The organism is Streptacidiphilus sp. EB103A (genome assembly GCF_041261405.1).
Classification (GTDB): domain Bacteria; phylum Actinomycetota; class Actinomycetes; order Streptomycetales; family Streptomycetaceae; genus Streptacidiphilus.
The window spans coordinates 1-1,648 of sequence record NZ_JBGCAQ010000056.1 but is presented as its reverse complement, the minus strand read 5'-3'; the positions used below and the strand labels follow the sequence as shown (position 1 = coordinate 1,648).

The window sequence follows — 1,648 nt, the reverse complement described above, 5'->3', positions numbered from 1 at the left end:
AAGTCCCGAAGGCCAGCTGAACAGCCAAAATAGTGCCCACGCTGACACGCCGCCACTGACAACCCGCCCACTGACACCAGACCGGCATGTCGCAGTCTGCCGGTACCGCATGCGGCCGCATACAGCGCCCGCGAACCCGGGTGGCGCAGCAGGGCGGTGAGCTTGCTAGCGTCCCGGTGCTGGTGCGGCGGCCGGCGGCGGGGTGCCGCAGGCCGCTCCAGTTCGATCATGGTGTTCCCCGTACTGATAGACGCGCGTGATCGTCAGGCGACGTCGCACTCCCCCGGGCTGGCGCCCCATCCGGGTGCTATCAGGTGGTAGCTTGACGGTATGGCGAAGACCCAAGTGAACCTCCGGCTCGACGAGACCGACGCAGAACTGGCCCGGCAGGCAGCCGCGACCCGCCACATGCCGGTCAACGAATACGTGGCGCAGCTCATCCGCTCGGACAACGAGCAGGTCCGTGACCTGTTCCTGGCCGGGGCCAAGGAGGTTCTGGACGGCTACGGCGACGTGATCGACGCCATCGAGGACGCCGCGTGATCCTGCACGTCGACCTGTCCTGGATCCTGGACGTGGCCCGGCTGGCCGGCCAGGACGACCCCGCGCCCATCGACTTCGGTGTGCCCATCGCCGCGGTGGAGCGCCACCGCGCGGTCCTGACCGGCCAGGACGTCTACGACGGCCCCTACGTACGCGCAGCCGCACTGGCCCACACCCTGGGCCGGCTGCGCTGGCTGGAACGCTCCAACCTACGGGTCGCGGTAGCAGCCGCGCACGGCTACCTGGTCGCCAGCGGCCTCGACGTCAAGCTCAGCCAGGACCGCGTCAGCACTCTGGCCACCGAGCTGCAGCAGTCCACCTCCACCGCCGCGACCGTCGCCTCGGCCCTGCGAACCTGGAGCACCTGACACCTCTGCACACGCCCGGTGTGCACCGACGCCCCTGGAGGCCGCCGACGCCGGGTACCTCAAATCGAACACGGGCGCGTCAATTGAAGCGCCCGTGTTCGATTGACGTCCGGAGCCAAGACCCTGGACGGTGCGACCTGACAGCGGCCCCGACCGCGTGACCGGCCAAGATATCCAGCCTACTGAAAGCGAACAGCACAACCACCGCGATGAAGCCCCGCACCCAATGAGCAGCCCCGCGCCGCCGACGCGGCGACTCGGATGCCGGGCGGCTGCGACAGCCGCACCCGCCAGGGCTCACCACCCACTGCGGCTACCCAGCTTCAAGCACTCGATCATGGTTCAACCGGAAGCGCAGTGCCCGCCAGTCGGGTCGTCCCTGCCGAGGTGCCTCATGAGAAACCTCGACAGGGACCAGATGTCGGGAGCACCCCACACCGGCCTCGGGAGGCAGCCGGGCCCACCCCGCGAGTCATGTCATTCCAGCCTCTTCAACCACCAGAAGAGCATTCCGACGATCCCCGCCCCGAGCGCGGACGCCGCTCCCCCGGCGGCCTTCAACACCACCAGCCGTCGGTAGTGCCGGACCGTCGTTCGGCCGACCCGCGGCCGAGGTCCTGCATCTACCTCTTCCGACGACTTAGAGCGTGTCTCATGTGGTGGGTGGCTGGCCTGCGGCATGATTGACCTTCATGGGGGTTGATCTGTCGCAGCGGCTGGTTCCTGACGGCCTGTGG

Annotated in this window: 2 protein-coding genes; both read left to right on the top strand. The window is 68.5% G+C overall.

Annotation, left to right across the window (positions count from 1 at the left end):
* Positions 1-330 precede the first annotated feature (330 nt).
* Positions 331-543, top strand: a complete 213-nt coding sequence (locus ABH941_RS40855) for a hypothetical protein (protein ID WP_370138589.1) — start codon at positions 331-333, stop codon at positions 541-543.
* Positions 540-911, top strand: a complete 372-nt coding sequence (locus ABH941_RS40850) for a fic family toxin-antitoxin system, toxin component (protein ID WP_370138586.1) — start codon at positions 540-542, stop codon at positions 909-911. Before ABH941_RS40855 ends, ABH941_RS40850 begins: the two co-directional genes overlap by 4 nt.
* The last annotated feature ends 737 nt before the right edge of the window (positions 912-1,648 follow it).

What these genes read in the sequence shown, in the direction of transcription:
- ABH941_RS40855 (WP_370138589.1), top strand. Translation starts at nt 331, where the DNA reads ATGGCGAAGACCCAAGTGAACCTCCGGCTCGACGAGACCGACGCAGAA.